Below are 16909 nucleotides of genomic sequence, written 5' to 3' on the forward strand. Positions count from 1 at the left end.
ATTAAGCTTCTACTTCTTCTTGTTTCGAAGCCAATAATTTATCGTATTCTTCTTGAGAACCAACGATGATTCTTTCGTAACCACGTACACCAGTACCTGAAGGGATTAAGTGACCAACGATCACGTTTTCTTTCAAGCCTAACATATTATCGCGTTTACCTGCAATTGCTGCCTCATTTAATACTTTCGTAGTTTCCTGGAACGAAGCCGCAGAAATGAACGATTTAGTACCTAATGATGCACGGGTAATACCCTGTAGGATAGAACTTGCAGTTGCTGGTCTTGCATCTCTAACCGTGATCTGTTTCAAATCTTTACGTTTCAATTGAGAATTTTCGTCTCTTAATCTGCGTAATGAAACAATCTGACCTGGTTTGAAATCTGTAGAGTCACCGGCGTCTTCAACAACTTTTTTGTCGTACATCGCATCATTCTCTTCTGCAAAATCCCAACGGTCTACAGCGTTGTTTTCTAAGAAAATGGTATCTCCCGGATCTTCGATGTGAACTTTCTGCATCATCTGGTGAACAATTACCTCGAAGTGCTTATCATTAATTTTCACACCTTGCAAACGGTAAACCTCCTGAATACCATTCACAAGATATTCCTGAACCGCTGCCGGGCCTTTGATTGATAAGATATCTGCAGGAGAAATTGAACCATCTGATAAAGGCATACCTGCTTTCACAAAGTCATTATCCTGTACAAGGATGTGTTTAGACAATGGAACAAGATATTTTTTAACTTCACCATCTTTCGATTCGATTGTAATCTCACGGTTACCACGTTTAACGCCACCTAAGGTTACTACACCATCAATTTCAGTTACTACGGCTGGGTTAGATGGGTTACGTGCCTCGAATAACTCGGTTACACGAGGTAAACCACCCGTAATATCCCTGGTTTTACCAGTAGCACGAGGAATTTTAGCGATAATCTGACCAGTTTGGATAGTTTCACCTTCATCAACTGAAACGTGGGCACCTACCGGAATGTTATAACCTTTGATAAATTCACCTTTCTTGTCAACAATCTGAACAGAAGGGTTTTTAGTTTTATCACGTGTATCGATAATTACTTTTTCACGGTGACCGGTTTGCTCATCAGATTCTTCACGGAAAGTTACACCTTCGATAATGGCATCGAACTGTGCTTTACCCGCAAATTCTGAAATGATAACCGCGTTGTACGGATCCCATGAACAAATTTTGTCGCCTTTAGTTAATTTATCGCCTTCTTTAACAAATAAGAATGCACCGTAAGGGATGTTGTTGGTTACGATCACACGACCAGAACCTGGCTCAACAATCCTGAACTCACCTGAACGGCCCAATACAACCTGTACTTTACCATCTTCAGTTTCTGTATCTACTGTACGGATGTTTTCGAATTCGATAACACCATCAAATTTAGCTACGATGTTTGATTCGGCAGCAATGTTTGATGCCGTACCACCCACGTGGAAAGTACGAAGTGTTAACTGTGTACCCGGCTCACCGATAGACTGTGCAGCAATTACACCTACAGCCTCTCCTCTTTGAACACGTTTACCTGAGGCCAGGTTACGGCCATAACATAATGCACAAACACCACGTTTAGATTCGCAGGTTAATACCGAACGGATCTCGATACCTTCAAGAGGTGATTCTTCGATGATTTTAGCTAAATCCTCGTCGATATCCTGACCAGCAGAAACTAAAAGTTCACCGTTTAACGGGTTGTAAACATCATGTAATGAAGTACGGCCTAAAATACGCTCATATAATGGTTCAACAATATCTTCGTTATCTTTCAATGCAGTTGTGTACATACCTCTTAAAGTACCACAATCTGAATCGTTAACGATCATATCCTGAGCAACATCATGTAAACGACGGGTTAAGTAACCCGCATCGGCTGTTTTTAACGCCGTATCCGCCAAACCTTTACGGGCACCGTGGGTAGAGATAAAGTACTCTAATACCGATAATCCTTCTTTAAAGTTTGATAAGATCGGGTTTTCGATAATATCACCACCTGAACCTGATTTTTGAGGCTTAGCCATCAATCCCCTCATTCCGCAAAGCTGACGAATCTGCTCTTTAGAACCACGGGCTCCTGAATCAAGCATCATGTATACCGAGTTAAAACCTTGGTTATCGCTAGATAACTGGTTCATAACGAAAGTAGTTAACCTGTTGTTGATACGGGTCCAGATATCGATGATCTGGTTGTAACGCTCGTTGTTGGTAATGAAACCCATGTTATAGTTGTTTCTTACCTCTTCAACCTCGTTAGCAGCCTGCTCTAATAAAGTATGTTTCTCAACCGGAATGTTTACGTCCTGTAAGTTGAACGATAAACCTCCCTGGAATGCCATTTTGAAACCTAATTCTTTAATGTCATCCAAGAATTGAGAAGCACGGGCCATACCGGTCATTTTTACTACTTCACCGATAATATCTCTTAACGATTTTTTAGTTAATAACTCGTTGATATAACCTACTTCTTCCGGAACCATTTGGTTGAATAATACCCTACCAACAGTGGTTTCAGTTAATTTATTAACGATAGAACCATCATTTTGCTTCACATTTACTCTTACTTTGATAAATGCGTGCAAGTCTAATTCTTTCTCGTTATAAGCAATAATCACTTCTTCCGGAGAATAGAAATTCGAATCCTGTCCTTTTACAACCCTTGTTTCGTCAGTTCTGCGGCCTTTAGTAATGTAATAAAGACCCAAAACCATATCCTGAGAAGGTACTGTAATTGGCGTACCGTTTGCAGGGTTCAGGATGTTGTGAGCTGCCAACATTAATACCTGGGCTTCCAAAATTGCTGCGTTACCTAACGGTAAGTGCACAGCCATCTGGTCACCATCAAAATCGGCGTTGAATGCAGTACAAACTAGTGGGTGTAACTGGATTGCTTTTCCTTCAATTAATTTTGGCTGGAAAGCCTGAATACCTAATCTGTGTAGCGTAGGTGCACGGTTTAATAATACCGGGTGACCTTTTAACACGTTCTCAAGGATATCCCAAACTAAAGGATCTTTTCTATCAACAATTTTCTTGGCTGATTTTACTGTTTTTACCACACCACGCTCAATCATCTTACGGATGATGAATGGTTTGTAAAGCTCAGCAGCCATATCTTTAGGAATACCGCACTCGTGTAATTTAAGGCTAGGGCCTACAACAATTACCGAACGTGCTGAATAATCCACACGTTTACCTAATAAGTTCTGACGGAAACGACCTTGTTTACCTTTCAGGATATCTGAAAGTGATTTCAAAGCACGGTTACCTTCAGTTTTTACCGCGTTAACTTTACGTGAGTTATCGAATAACGAATCTACAGCTTCCTGCAACATACGTTTCTCGTTACGTAAAATTACCTCTGGTGCTTTAATCTCGATCAAACGTTTTAAACGGTTGTTACGGATAATTACACGACGGTATAAATCATTTAGGTCGGAAGTAGCGAAACGGCCACCTTCTAAAGGAACTAAAGGACGTAATTCAGGTGGAATAACCGGAACGATTTTCACGATCATCCACTCAGGGCGGTTTTCGATACGTGTATTTGCACCACGGAAAGCTTCTACAACCTGAAGACGTTTTAAAGCCTCATTTTTACGTTGCTGAGAAGTTTCGTTAGCAGCCTGGTGACGTAAATCGTAAGATAATGTATCTAAATCAATACGTTTTAATAAATCTTCTAATGCTTCAGCACCCATTTTGGCGATGAATTTATTAGGATCTTTATCATCTAAATATTGATTTTCTTTAGGTAATTTATCTAAGATATCTAAATATTCTTCCTCAGTTAAGAAGTCCATATAGTTGATACCTTCTTCGGCCATTAAGCCCGATTGGATAACTACGTAACGCTCGTAATAGATAATTAAATCAAGTTTTTTAGTAGGTAAACCTAATAAATAACCGATTTTGTTTGGTAAAGAGCGGAAGTACCAGATGTGCGCTACAGGAACCACCAAAGCGATGTGCCCCATACGCTCACGACGTACTTTTTTCTCTGTTACTTCAACACCACAACGATCGCAAACAATACCTTTATAACGGATACGTTTGTATTTACCGCAATGACATTCGTAATCTTTTACCGGACCAAAAATACGCTCACAGAACAAACCATCACGTTCTGGCTTGTAAGTACGGTAGTTAATGGTTTCTGGTTTCAACACCTCACCGCTCGAACGTTCCAGAATAATTTCCGGAGACGATAAGCTAATGGTAATGGATGTGAAATTGCTTTTTAATTTATTATCCTTTTTGTAAGACATATGCTTTTGTTTGTAGTAGCAAGTACTTAGTATCGAGTATCAAGATATGTAATCCAATCTTGATACTCGATACTTTAATACTCAATACTTAGTCTAACGTAATATCTAAACCTAAACCGCGTAACTCATGTACCAATACGTTAAACGATTCTGGCACACCTGGAGTTGGTAGGTTTTCACCTTTAACAATGGCTTCGTAAGTTTTGGCCCTTCCGATCACATCATCCGACTTAACGGTTAAGATCTCCTGAAGGATGTTAGCTGCACCGAATGCCTCTAATGCCCAAACCTCCATCTCACCAAAACGCTGACCACCGAACTGGGCTTTACCACCCAAAGGTTGTTGTGTAATTAATGAGTATGGTCCGATTGAACGGGCGTGCATCTTATCATCAACCATGTGACCTAGTTTCAGCATGTAAATAATACCTACTGTTGTAGTCTGATCGAAACGCTCACCTGTTAAACCATTGTATAAGTAGGTTTTTCCTGAAGCAGGAACACCGGCTTTTGCAATCCACTCTTCCACTTCATCGTGGGTAGCACCATCAAAAATCGGGGTTGCAAATTTAACACCCAACTCCTGACCAGCCCAGGCTAAAATGGTTTCGTAGATCTGACCAAGGTTCATACGTGAAGGTACACCCAGTGGGTTCAACACGATATCAACCGGGCTACCATCAGCTAAGAAAGGCATATCTTCATCACGTACAATACGTGCAACAATACCTTTGTTACCGTGGCGACCTGCCATTTTATCACCTACTTTTAATTTACGTTTTTTAGCAACATAAACTTTTGCCATCTGTACAATACCTGATGGAAGCTCATCACCTACACTAATCGCAAATTTATCGCGTTTGTAAGCTCCAAGTTCTTCGTTAACACGGATACCGTAGTTGTGAAGCAACATTTTAATCAACTCGTTTTTATCATCATCAGTAGTCCATTTGTTAGGGCTGATGTGGTTATAATCAAGTTCTGCTAAAATTTTCTGAGTAAATTTAGCACCTTTTGCAACCAAAAGTTCTTTGTAAATGTTGAATACACCCTGAGATGTTTTTCCGTTTACAATAGCGAACAACTTGTCTACCAGTTCTGCTTTTAATTTCTCAGTGATATTGTTATATCCTTTGTCTAATTTCTCAATTGCCGATTTTTCTTCAGCTTTTGTAGTTTTCTTAGCACGGCTGAATAATTTGGTATCGATTACCACACCCTGGATTGAAGGAGGAGTTTTTAAAGACGCATCTTTAACATCACCTGCTTTATCACCAAAGATTGCACGTAGTAATTTTTCCTCTGGTGAAGGATCAGATTCTCCTTTTGGAGTGATCTTACCAATTAAAATATCACCTTCTTTTACATCAGCACCAATACGGATAATACCATTTTCATCAAGGTCTTTAGTAGCCTCTTCAGAAACGTTAGGGATATCGGGTGTTAATTCCTCTTCTCCACGTTTAGTATCACGTACCTCTAATTCAAACTCTTCAATATGCAATGAAGTGAAAACGTCGTCACGAACAATACGCTCGTTGATTACAATCGCATCCTCAAAGTTGAAACCCTGCCAAGGCATGAATGCCACTTTAAGGTTTCTACCTAATGCCAGTTCACCGTTCTGAGTTGCATAACCTTCGCAAAGCACTTGTCCTTTAGTAACTTTCTGACCTTTCTTAACGATTGGTTTTAAGTTGATACAAGTATTCTGGTTGGTTTTTTTGAACTTGATTAAACGGTAAGTTTTGCTATCACCTTCGAATGAAACTAAACGATCATCTTCGTTACGCTCATATTTAATAGTGATTTCGTTAGCATCTACATATTCAACAATACCATCACCTTCCGCGTTGATCAAAGTTCTTGAATCGCGTGCAACGCGACCTTCTAAACCTGTACCAACAATAGGTGCTTCAGGACGTAACAACGGCACGGCCTGACGTTGCATGTTCGATCCCATCAAAGCCCTGTTCGCATCATCATGTTCTAAGAACGGAATCAACGAAGCAGCGATTGAAGTAATCTGGTTTGGCGCAACGTCCATTAAGTCTAATTTCTCAGGCTCAATAATCGGGAAGTCACCCTCGTAACGTGCTTTAACACGTGGTGTGGTAAAGTTACCTTTATCATCATACTCTGCATTGGCCTGAGCGATGGTTTTACCATCTTCATCCTCAGCAGATAAATAAATAACGTCCGAATCTACAACTACTTTACCTTCTTCAACACGTTTATACGGTGTTTCAATGAAACCTAAATTGTTAATTTTTGCATGCACACAAAGTGATGAAATCAAACCAATGTTTGGTCCCTCTGGAGTTTCAATGGTACATAAACGACCATAGTGGGTATAGTGAACGTCACGTACCTCGAAACCGGCACGCTCACGCGATAAACCACCTGGACCTAGGGCCGATAAACGGCGTTTGTGTGTAATCTCTGCCAATGGATTGGTTTGATCCATGAACTGAGATAACTGGTTGGTACCAAAGAAAGAGTTGATAACCGATGATAATGTACGGGCATTAATCAAATCAGTTGGTGTAAACACCTCGTTATCGCGAATGTTCATACGCTCACGGATTGTTCTGGCCATACGGGCTAAACCAACACCAAATTGTGCGTACAACTGCTCACCTACCGTACGTACACGACGGTTAGATAAGTGATCGATATCATCCACCTCTTCTTTTGAGTTGATCAGTTTGATCAGGTATTTTACAATCGCGATAATATCCGCTTTTGTTAATACTTTAACCTCATCAGGGGTATTCATTTTTAATTTACGGTTGATGCGGTAACGACCAACATCTCCTAAATCGTAACGTTTATCCGAGAAGAATAAACGATCAATGATACCACGTGCAGTTTCCTCATCAGGTGGTTCTGCGTTACGCAAAGCACGGTAGATGTTTTCAACAGCTTCTTTCTCAGAGTTTGATGTATCTTTCTGTAATGTATTATATATAATGGTATAATCAGCCTGACTTGCGCCATCTTCTTTTGATAAGATGATGCTTTTTACGCCAGCTTCGATAACCATATCAATGTGTTCGTCTTCTAAAACGGTTTCTCTTTCAAGAATCACTTCATTACGGTCGATAGAAACTACCTCACCAGTATCTTCATCAACAAAATCCTCAACCCATTTTTTCAATACCCTTGCAGCCAGTTTACGACCGATGTATTTCTTTAAACCTGATTTGCTAACTTTTACTTCGTCGGCAAGATCAAAAAGTTCCAAGATATCTTTATCAGAATCGTAACCGATAGCACGTAATAAAGTGGTAACCGGGAATTTTTTCTTACGATCGATGTAAGCATACATTACGTTGTTAACGTCTGTAGCAAACTCGATCCATGAACCTTTGAAAGGAATAACACGTGCCGAATACAATTTGGTTCCGTTAGTGTGACGGCTCTGGCCGAAGAACACACCCGGAGAACGGTGTAATTGCGAAACGATAACACGTTCTGCACCGTTGATAACAAACGTACCTTTTGGTGTCATATACGGGATAGTACCTAAGTACACATCCTGGATAATGGTTTCAAAATCTTCATGTTCTACATCATTACAAGAAAGCTTAAGCTTTGCTTTTAATGGAACATTGTAGGTTAATCCACGCTCAATACACTCGTGTATATCGTAACGTGGCGGATCAACAAAATAATCAAGAAACTCTAATACGAAGATATTTCTTGAATCTGTTATTGGAAAGTTTTCAGCAAACACTTTGAACAAACCCTCGCTCGAGCGATCGTCTGAAGTGGTATCTATCTGGAAAAATTCTCTGAATGATTGCAATTGCACATCCAGAAAATCCGGATAGTCTATAATGTGCTTACTAGTTGCAAAATTTACTCTTTGTTCGACTGTCTTTGCCAATGGACTAAAAGATTTTAGTTTAAGAATAAACTATTTGTTTGGTTTCGTTTCCAACCATGCTCATCAACCAAACAAAATGAGATGTTTATAAACAGGTAAAGACACCGACATTTTCAGTCGGTGTCTAATACATTTTTAGCTTAGCTAAGTTAAGTGATTACTTAATCTCAACTACTGCTCCAGCTTCTTCTAATTGTTTTTTAAGAGCTTCTGCTTCGTCTTTAGCAACACCAGCTTTTAATTCTTTTGGTGCTCCGTCTACTAAGTCTTTAGCTTCTTTCAAACCTAAACCAGTTAAGTCTTTAACAAGTTTTACAACTGCTAATTTCTGACCACCAGCTTCTTTTAAGATTACATCAAAAGATGTTTTTTCTGCAGCAGCAGCAGGTGCATCACCACCAGCAGCAGGACCAGCAACTACAGCAGCAGCTGCAGGCTCAATACCATACTCATCTTTTAAGATTTGAGCTAATTCATTAACTTCTTTTACTGTTAAGTTTACTAATTGCTCAGCAAACGCTTTTAAATCTGCCATTTTATTAAGATTTTAAAAATTTACGTGTGTAATAATTTTGTTTAATTTGCGAACTTAAGGTGTTCGTTAACCTTCTCTTTCCTGAAGAGTTTTAACAATTCCTGCAATTTTGTTTCCGCCTGACTGAAGCGCAGATAGAACATTTTTAGCTGGTGACTGTAATAATCCAATGATATCGCCAATAAGCTCTTCTCTTGATTTCAAGCTTACTAAGTTATTCAATTGGTCGTCGCCAACGTATACTGATGAATCTATAAATGCTGCTTTAAGCACAGGTTTATCAGAAGTTTTTCTCAAAGCTTTGATCAGCTTAGCCGGAGCGTTTGCTGTTTTTGAGAATAATAATGATGATGAACCTTTAAGGGCTTCGTAGATCTCAGAAGCATCGCCATCTAAACCTTCAATCGCTTTGCGGATTAAAGAATTTTTAGCAACCTTCATTACGATATCACCTTCGAAACATTTGCGGCGGATGTTATTGATCTGCTCAACAGAAAGGCTAGAAGTATCAGCAATATAAAAATTGCCAAACTCTTGCATTTGTCCTTGTAGTTCTAAAACTACTTCGTTTTTTTCTTCTCTGTTCATGATTAGATCCCCGCTACTGATTTTGTTTCAATTGCAATCCCAGGACTCATTGTAGAAGACACGTGAATGCTCTTAAAATAAGTTCCTTTTGCAGCAGATGGTTTTAATTTAGAAATAACCTGAATGATTTCAAGTGCGTTTTCATAAATTTTGTCTGCTGGGAATGATACTTTTCCTATCGAGGCGTGTATGATACCCGTTTTGTCTACTTTAAAATCAATTTTACCTGCTTTAACCTCTGTTACAGCTTTACCAACTTCGTTGGTTACTGTTCCAGATTTTGGGTTAGGCATTAAGTTCCTTGGACCTAAAACACGGCCCAATTTACCTACCTTAGCCATACAAGCTGGTGTAGTGATAATAATGTCTACATCGGTCCAACCACCTTCAATTTTAGCTACATACTCGTCTAAACCTACGAAGTCTGCGCCAGCTGCTTTTGCTTCTTCTTCCTTATCAGGAGTTACCAAAGCTAAAACACGTACAGTTTTACCTGTTCCGTGTGGTAAAGTAGCAATACCACGTACCATTTGATTGGCTTTACGCGGATCTACACCTAAAGATACATCAATATCAACTGAAGCATCGAATTTAGTAGTAGTGATTTCTTTTACCAAAGCAGCAGCATCCTTCAAAGTATAAGCTTTACCAGCTTCTATTTTAGCATGTGCCTTTTTTTGATTTTTAGTTAATTTCGCCACTGTTGTAAACTGTTTTTTAATTAATTGTTCCAGGGTGCGTCACCAGAAACGGTGATTCCCATACTGCGTGCTGTACCGGCAACCATACTCATTGCAGATTCGATTGTAAATGCATTTAAATCAGGCATTTTATCCTCAGCAATAACTTTAATCTGGTCCCAGGTCACCGATCCAACTTTTTTACGGTTAGGCTCAGCAGAACCACTCTGTAATTTAGTAGCATCTTTTAACTGGATAGCTACAGGAGGGGTTTTGATGATGAAATCGAATGACTTATCAGCATAAACAGTAATTACAACTGGCAATACTTTACCTGCTTTATCTTGGGTACGAGCGTTGTACTGTTTGCAAAACTCCATAATGTTCACCCCTTTAGCACCTAATGCAGGTCCTACCGGTGGCGATGGATTTGCCGCTCCGCCTTTGATCTGTAATTTGATCATTGCACTGACTTCTTTTGCCATTTTGTGTTTTTTGTTTATTTAAAACTCAATGTTAAATAGTGGAAGCATGTAACATTTTATTTCCTTAGGGCTCCTATAAAGCTTAAAGGACTGCAAAGATATGGATTAACTTACAGTAAAACAATAGTATCGACAAAAATTAATTATTAATTTATCGGTAGCCTATTAAAATATGATTTTATTAAGAATAGAATTAATAACATACTGATATTTAACGAACAAGCGCGCTTAGTTATTGCTTGAGTTCTATTGTTATTACATAAAAAAAGCCCCGAATAAATTCGAGGCTTTAAATATCTTAAGGTAATTTCTTACTCTTTTTCTACCTGCATGTAGTTAAGCTCAAGTGGCGTTTTACGTCCAAAGATTTTAACCATTACTTTCAGTTTTTTCTTCTCTTCGTTTACCTCTTCGATAATACCTGAGAAACCGTTGAAAGGTCCGTCCATTACTTTAATGTTTTCGCCAACATAGTAAGGAACATTCATGGTTTCGCCCTGCTCGCTCATCTCATCAACCACACCTAAGATACGGTTAACTTCTGCCTGGCGCATTGGGATCGGGTTACCGGCTTTATCACCTAAGAAACCGATTACACTGTTAATGCCTTTAATAATGTGTTCTAACTCTCCGTCTAATGTAGCTTCGATCAAAACATAACCAGGATAAAAGTTACGTTCTTTAGCAATTTTTTTACCATCTTTCATCTGGTAGTATTTCTCCATCGGGATCAATACCTGAGGAACCAAATGAGAGAAACCTAAACGGCTGATCTCAGCATCTATGTACTGTTTTACTTTCTTTTCTTTACCGCTAACAGCCCTTACAACGTACCACTTTAGATCGCTCATTAGATAATATTAATTAGAAAGTGATTTATAAAAAGTATCCAATACAAAGGTAGATCCTTTATCCATTGCAAAAATTACCAATGCAATAATTAATGAAGCTACTAAAACAAGAATTGCAGAACTTTGAAGTTCGCCCCAAGTAGGCCATGTAACCTTATTGGTCATCTCATCGTACGATTCTTTTATAAACTCAACTACTTTAGCCATATTTATTATAATGATTAAATGATTGAGTTAGTGAGTGCGACAGAATGTTGATACATTCAATCATTAACATTCACTAATTCAATCATTATTTTGGCACGGGAACAAGGATTCGAACCCTGATCAAAGGTTTTGGAGACCTCTATTCTACCGTTGAACTATTCCCGTATCTTTAGAAAGCAAAGTGCTTAAGTGAACTCAAACACTTTGCTTTTCTTATTTTTCTTATTACCGGTTAACCGGGGTTTAAGATTATTTTAAAATTTCAGTTACCTGACCAGCACCTACTGTTCTACCACCTTCACGGATAGCGAAACGTAGACCTTTTTCCATTGCGATAGCGTTGATCAACTTCACAGTGATTGTAACGTTATCACCTGGCATTACCATCTCAGTACCTTCAGCTAATGAAATCTCACCAGTTACGTCTGTAGTACGGAAATAGAATTGAGGACGGTATTTGTTGAAGAATGGAGTGTGACGACCACCTTCTGCTTTTGATAATACATAGATCTCAGCTTTGAAATCAGTGTGAGGAGTTACTGAACCTGGTTTACAGATTACCATACCACGACGGATATCAGTTTTCTCAATACCACGTAACAATAAACCTACGTTATCACCAGCTTCACCATAATCTAAGATCTTACGGAACATCTCAACACCAGTTACTGTAGATTTTAAGTTCTCAGCACCCATACCTAAGATTTCAACAGGATCTCCAGAGTTGATTACACCACGCTCAATACGACCAGTTGCTACAGTACCACGACCAGTGATCGAGAATACATCTTCAACAGGCATTAAGAATGGAAGATCAGTTAAACGTGGAGGAATTGGAATGTAACTATCTACAGCATCCATTAATTCCATGATTTTACCAACCCATTTAGCATCACCGTTTAATCCACCTAATGCAGAACCTTGGATTACTGGAATATCATCACCTGGGAATTCGTAGAAAGATAATAATTCACGAACTTCCATTTCAACTAGTTCTAATAATTCTGGATCATCAACCATATCCACTTTGTTCATGAATACAACTAATGAAGGCACACCAACCTGACGAGCTAACAAGATGTGCTCACGAGTTTGTGGCATTGGACCATCAGTAGCAGCAACAACGATAATTGCACCGTCCATTTGAGCAGCACCAGTAACCATGTTTTTCACGTAATCCGCGTGACCTGGACAGTCAACGTGTGCGTAGTGACGGTTAGCTGTTGAATACTCAACGTGAGCTGTATTGATAGTGATACCTCTTTCTTTTTCCTCTGGAGCAGAGTCAATAGAATCGAATGAACGTGCCTCAGTTAAACCAGCATCAGCTAAAACTTTTGTAATAGCCGCTGTTAAAGTTGTTTTACCGTGATCCACGTGACCAATTGTACCGATGTTTAAGTGCGGTTTACTGCGGTCAAATTTTTCTTTTGCCATTTTATTTATAACTAATTAGTAGGTTAACTTTTTTATTATTTTTTTATTAATTGTTTTGATGCAATGCAACACAAAAAACCTTGTCTACCCTGCATATTAAACAGATTTAACAAAGCTTTATTATTATGAGCCAAAGATGGGACTTGAACCCACGACCTCTTCCTTACCAAGGAAGTGCTCTACCGCTGAGCTACTTCGGCTTTTTAGTTTTCAGCTTTCAGCATACAGTTTTTAGCAAAAACTACCAAACTGATAACCGCTAACTGCTCACTTTATTTTGGAGCGGAAGACGAGGTTCGAACTCGCGACCTATAGCTTGGAAGGCTATCGCTCTACCAACTGAGCTACTTCCGCTTTTAAAACTAGTGATTGATTGAATGAAAGAATGAGAGATTTATTCTATCATTAAAACATTTGGTCATTCATTTAAAGTGTGGGGAGAGAAGGATTCGAACCTTCGAAGTCTTACGACAACAGAGTTACAGTCTGTCCCATTTGGCCGCTCTGGTATCTCCCCGTTTTTTACTTTAAAATGCTAACACTTTAACATAAAAAGAGCCTCCTATCGGAATCGAACCAATGACCTACTGATTACAAGTCAGTTGCTCTACCAGCTGAGCTAAGGAGGCTTTAAATTTTGTGCAATGATACGAAAAATCTTCATTTTTCATACTATTAACGTGTTTTTTTAAAACTTTTATCTTTTTAAAGAACAACCCTTTTTTTCCTGGCTTAACACCGTTTCCGAAAGGGAATGCAAATATACACACTTATATTTCACTTCAAAATTATTTTGAAAAAAAATACTGAAGTTATTTTGATTAGCCGGTTATATATCCCTGAAGGAGCTTAATAATCAATCTCTTAAAATCGAATATTTTTTTTCATTTTTTTACTACTGGTTGGTCCAAAAAACACCACCAGGATCCTTAATCCTATAAAGCTACAGAAAATAACAGGCAAATAAATTTTAATAAAAGTTAGAAACAGTACAGCAGGCTTGAATTTTTTGTTAAAAATTATCTCAAAAACTGATTTTGATTTATAGAAATCTATGCAAAACCTTTTCAGGTTCGTTCATTTTAAAAAAAATCATGACCTCTTGGATAGATCTCTCGGCTACATCACTCCCCTCGAGATGACGTTCTGGGATGACTTCGCTGTCAATTATATTAATTTATACAATATATTACTCCTCGAATAACGGCACCTTCAAACAAAAAGAGCGGCACATTTACTGTACCGCTCTTTTTCATTTATATAATTTCGTGCTTATTAATAATCAGCAGCTTCGCTTTCGCTTAAAATTGCTTTATGTTCACTTAATTTTGCACGCGTTTTATCTTTATGTTTAGTGATCTGTTTTCTTAACGATTCGATGGCCAGATCGGTGGCTTCTTCAAATGATTTACATTGTTCTTTAGCAAACAGGGTACCTCCGGGCACAATGAGTTTAATCTCACTGATCTTATTGGCCTCGTCCTCTACGTTCTCTAACTTTAAATACACTTCGCCGCTAATGATCTGGTCAAAAAACTGATCAAGCTTATTTGCTTTCTTTTGTATAAAATCTAACAACTTACTGTCTGCACTGAAGTGGATTGATTGAACTCCGATTTTCATTTTTCCTCCTTTTTTTACGCCTTTGGATGGGCTTGTTTATAAATTGTTTTTAATCTTTCGATTGAGTTGTGCGTATAAACCTGGGTTGCCGCTAAACTGGCATGGCCCAAAAGTTCTTTAATCGCATTTAAATCTGCTCCTGCATTTAACAGGCTCGTGGCATAGCTATGCCGTAACACGTGGGGACTTTTCTTTTCATTGGTTGATACATGGTTTAGGTATGAGGTAACAATGCGGTATATCAATTTCGGATAGGCCGCTGCACCTGTATTTGTAACGATTAATATAAGCAAATTGTTATTAAAGTTTTGCAACTTTTTTAAACCGATATAGGTATTTAGCTGATTGATAAGCTGTTTATTTACCGGAATAATACGCTCCTTATTTCTTTTACCCAACACTTTTATGGTACCTGAATAAACATCGATATCGCTATCTTTCAATTGCAGCAATTCTGTTAAACGCATGCCGGTGCCGAAAAGCAACTCGATTACCAGATGATCGCGAACGGAAGGGAAACTATCGTCGAAATATTGTTCCGAATCCAGTAAATGATCCATTTTCTGCGCATCTACAAAAACAGGAAGCCTTTTAGGTATTTTGGGTGCTTTAATTAAAACACTGGGGTTTTGATCGATCTTTCCGTTACGGTGCAGAAATTTGTAGAAGCTCCTTAGCGCAGAGATCTTTCTGTTGATGGTATTTTCTGAATTTTCTTTTTCCATCAGCTCTACCATGTAGCTTCGGAGATGGGTATGCTTAACCTCAAGAAAATTGAGTTCCAGTTCAGTACTGATATAGGTTTCAAACTGATCTAAATCGGTTTGATAAGAGGTAACAGTATGCTGCGAATAGCGCTTCTCGTGGGTTAAATATGTGATAAAACTTTTCAGCAACATTCGATATCTTTTTGAGGGGCATTGATATGAAGTTACAAATTGTTTTGATATAAAGAAATCATTAATTAATTGTTTATTGTAAAGTTTTGGATGGCAGCCAGAAACAAAAAAGTCCCGATCAAAATGACCGGGACTTCACTATTTATATCTTGAACAACTAAGCAGTTGTATCCTGATTCATATTCTGAATGTAAACAGCATGTTTAATTTCAGTACGGCGAGCAACGGATTTTTTCTCGTATGCTTGGCGACTACGTAGTTCTCTCAATACACCAGTTTTTTCAAACTTTTTCTTGAAACGTTTAAGGGCTTTATCTAATGATTCGCCGTCTTTAATGTTGATAATGATCATAACGCTGAAATACCTCCTCTCGTGGTTTTTAAATTTCCCGTATTATCGGGGCTGCAAATGTAAGCAAAATATTGAAAACTAGAAAGATTTATAAAAAGAATTTTTATTTAAATCATTAGTTAAACTTATGTGTTGTTTAGCTACATTTATATATACATTATCATATATGACAACAGGCAAAAAAGTAGGTTCAATTATCGCAGTTATAGTTGTTATCGTATTAATCGCAATTTGTTACTACCGTTATTTCTTTGTTTTTGGCGAAGGTGTTAAAGCAGGGGAATTAAATTATGTGGTAAAAAAAGGTTATGTATTTAAAACCTACGAAGGTAAACTCATCCAGAGTGGAATAAAATCCCGCCAAACCGGCACGCTGCAGAACAACGAATTCGAATTTTCAATCGCCAATAAAGACATTGCAGATAAAATGATGCAAAATAGCGGCAAATTTTACGAACTACATTATAAAGAATATAAACATACCCTGCCATGGCGCGGATTTAGCGTTTATGTAGTTGATAGTATTTTGACCACGAAAGACGTAGCGCAATAGGGGAATTAGAAAATATTTAATGAGAGATTGTTGAATGAGAGAATGATTGAATCGGAGAATGAAAAATAATGGAGTTATTGAATGAATGAAAGTTTTCATCCTATCGGTTCATTTACTCAATCATTGGAAATTCATTCATACAATCATTTCTTCTTCGGTACCTTTGCTCCTTCTTTTCTTGCTTCTGATAATCCGATTGCAATTGCCTGTTTTTTGGAGGTTACTTTTTTACCGGAACCACTTTTAAGCTTGCCCTCTTTCATTTCGTGCATGGTTTTTTCTACCTTTTCGCCAGCTTTTTCTGAATACTTTGCCATTTTGTTAATTGATTGGTTAACTGGTTAATTGTTCAAATTGGTTAACAGTCGCCAAAGACCAAACGCTTATCGCCAAACTAAATTGGTCATTTGTACCTGCCAATTGCCAACAGAAAACTGTTTATTGCTTTAGTCTTTAGTCTTTAGTCTTTAGTCTTTAGTGAAAACATGGATTTCAGCTGCAAGGTTTTGAAAATTTTAA

Annotated in this window: 14 protein-coding genes and 5 tRNA genes; 1 reads left to right on the plus strand and 18 read right to left on the minus strand. The window is 38.2% G+C overall.

Annotated elements, in window-relative coordinates; genetic code table 11:
- Nucleotide 1 precedes the first annotated feature (1 nt).
- The 17 genes from rpoC to rpsU form a co-directional block, all read right to left on the minus strand.
- Nucleotides 2-4288, minus strand: a complete 4287-nt coding sequence (gene rpoC, locus DRW42_RS08995; RefSeq protein WP_113948500.1) for a DNA-directed RNA polymerase subunit beta' — start codon at nucleotides 4286-4288, stop codon at nucleotides 2-4.
- 88 nt (nucleotides 4289-4376) lie between these two features.
- On the minus strand, nucleotides 4377-8180 hold the full coding sequence (rpoB, locus tag DRW42_RS09000; RefSeq protein ID WP_113948501.1) for a DNA-directed RNA polymerase subunit beta: 3804 nt from the start codon (nucleotides 8178-8180) through the stop codon (nucleotides 4377-4379).
- Between the two features lie 157 nt (nucleotides 8181-8337).
- A complete protein-coding gene (rplL, locus tag DRW42_RS09005; RefSeq protein ID WP_010601097.1) occupies nucleotides 8338-8715 on the minus strand; it encodes a 50S ribosomal protein L7/L12 in 378 nt (125 codons plus the stop codon).
- Nucleotides 8716-8781: 66 nt separating this feature from the next.
- Entirely contained in the window at nucleotides 8782-9303 is a 522-nt protein-coding gene (gene rplJ / locus DRW42_RS09010; RefSeq protein WP_113948502.1) for a 50S ribosomal protein L10, read from the minus strand.
- A gap of 2 nt (nucleotides 9304-9305) precedes the next feature.
- Nucleotides 9306-10004, minus strand: a complete 699-nt coding sequence (gene rplA / locus DRW42_RS09015; RefSeq protein ID WP_025143259.1) for a 50S ribosomal protein L1 — start codon at nucleotides 10002-10004, stop codon at nucleotides 9306-9308.
- 20 nt (nucleotides 10005-10024) lie between these two features.
- Nucleotides 10025-10468, minus strand: a complete 444-nt coding sequence (gene rplK / locus DRW42_RS09020; protein WP_010601094.1) for a 50S ribosomal protein L11 — start codon at nucleotides 10466-10468, stop codon at nucleotides 10025-10027.
- Between the two features lie 311 nt (nucleotides 10469-10779).
- Nucleotides 10780-11319, minus strand: coding sequence for a transcription termination/antitermination protein NusG (nusG, locus tag DRW42_RS09025; RefSeq protein WP_010601093.1), 540 nt, complete (start codon nucleotides 11317-11319; stop codon nucleotides 10780-10782).
- Nucleotides 11320-11328: 9 nt separating this feature from the next.
- On the minus strand, nucleotides 11329-11526 hold the full coding sequence (gene secE / locus DRW42_RS09030; protein ID WP_025143264.1) for a preprotein translocase subunit SecE: 198 nt from the start codon (nucleotides 11524-11526) through the stop codon (nucleotides 11329-11331).
- A 91-nt stretch (nucleotides 11527-11617) separates the two neighbouring features.
- Nucleotides 11618-11691: transfer RNA gene (locus tag DRW42_RS09035), tRNA-Trp, on the minus strand.
- A gap of 84 nt (nucleotides 11692-11775) precedes the next feature.
- Nucleotides 11776-12963 carry an elongation factor Tu gene (gene tuf, locus DRW42_RS09040; protein ID WP_113948503.1) on the minus strand — a complete coding sequence of 396 codons (1188 nt, stop codon included), beginning with the start codon at nucleotides 12961-12963 and terminating at the stop codon, nucleotides 11776-11778.
- 128 nt (nucleotides 12964-13091) lie between these two features.
- A tRNA-Thr gene (locus DRW42_RS09045) sits at nucleotides 13092-13163 on the minus strand.
- Between the two features lie 78 nt (nucleotides 13164-13241).
- Nucleotides 13242-13317: transfer RNA gene (locus DRW42_RS09050), tRNA-Gly, on the minus strand.
- An 80-nt stretch (nucleotides 13318-13397) separates the two neighbouring features.
- Nucleotides 13398-13480, minus strand: a tRNA-Tyr gene (locus tag DRW42_RS09055).
- 39 nt (nucleotides 13481-13519) lie between these two features.
- A tRNA-Thr gene (locus DRW42_RS09060) sits at nucleotides 13520-13592 on the minus strand.
- A gap of 646 nt (nucleotides 13593-14238) precedes the next feature.
- Nucleotides 14239-14586, minus strand: a complete 348-nt coding sequence (hpf, locus tag DRW42_RS09065) for a ribosome hibernation-promoting factor, HPF/YfiA family (RefSeq protein WP_025143266.1) — start codon at nucleotides 14584-14586, stop codon at nucleotides 14239-14241.
- Nucleotides 14587-14600: 14 nt separating this feature from the next.
- A complete protein-coding gene (locus tag DRW42_RS09070; protein WP_113948504.1) occupies nucleotides 14601-15485 on the minus strand; it encodes a tyrosine-type recombinase/integrase in 885 nt (294 codons plus the stop codon).
- A 157-nt stretch (nucleotides 15486-15642) separates the two neighbouring features.
- Nucleotides 15643-15837, minus strand: a complete 195-nt coding sequence (gene rpsU, locus DRW42_RS09075; protein ID WP_086549247.1) for a 30S ribosomal protein S21 — start codon at nucleotides 15835-15837, stop codon at nucleotides 15643-15645.
- A gap of 166 nt (nucleotides 15838-16003) precedes the next feature.
- Here rpsU and DRW42_RS09080 point away from each other — a divergent pair, with 166 nt between their 5' ends.
- Nucleotides 16004-16390 carry a hypothetical protein gene (locus DRW42_RS09080; RefSeq protein ID WP_113948505.1) on the plus strand — a complete coding sequence of 129 codons (387 nt, stop codon included), beginning with the start codon at nucleotides 16004-16006 and terminating at the stop codon, nucleotides 16388-16390.
- A gap of 143 nt (nucleotides 16391-16533) precedes the next feature.
- Here DRW42_RS09080 and DRW42_RS29005 read toward each other — a convergent pair whose 3' ends face one another.
- Nucleotides 16534-16707 carry a DUF6496 domain-containing protein gene (locus DRW42_RS29005; RefSeq protein WP_167437800.1) on the minus strand — a complete coding sequence of 58 codons (174 nt, stop codon included), beginning with the start codon at nucleotides 16705-16707 and terminating at the stop codon, nucleotides 16534-16536.
- Nucleotides 16708-16909: the final 202 nt, after the last annotated feature.

The sequence above is a fragment of the Pedobacter miscanthi genome, assembly GCF_003315595.1.
Lineage (GTDB): Bacteria > Bacteroidota > Bacteroidia > Sphingobacteriales > Sphingobacteriaceae > Pedobacter > Pedobacter miscanthi.